The organism is Oleiphilus sp. HI0128 (assembly GCF_001635365.1).
This window is the reverse complement of the sequence record NZ_LWGG01000656.1, coordinates 1-270: the sequence shown is the minus strand read 5'-3', so window position 1 is coordinate 270 and position 270 is coordinate 1. Positions and strand designations below refer to the sequence as shown.

At 55.6% G+C, this 270-nt stretch carries 1 protein-coding gene; it reads right to left on the bottom strand.

The annotated features are described in order from the left end of the window. Positions 1-73: 73 nt before the first annotated feature. Positions 74-270 (bottom strand): hypothetical protein (locus A3763_RS29505; protein ID WP_231872134.1); only part of this gene is annotated, 197 nt, incomplete at its 5' end.

The following is a 270-nucleotide window of genomic DNA, read 5'->3' as shown; positions in this document are numbered from 1 at the left end:
GTCCTAGGGATTTTGCCTCCATATATTGCAAAAACCTCTGAAGCCCCCGTCTGCCGTGGCTTGTAGAGGGGTATCAACTTTCATTTCTAGGTGGGGTCCTAGGGATTTTGCCTCCAAAGCCAGTTATTCCTCCGCGCTGGGGCGTGCCCGACAGCAGGATATTATCCGGGCAAAACTGGAACTCACCCGGCTGGATGATCGGCTGACTGCGTTGCGACAACAACTGGATTCTGCCCAGCAGCGGCTCTCCGAGTGGATTGGCGGTCAAGC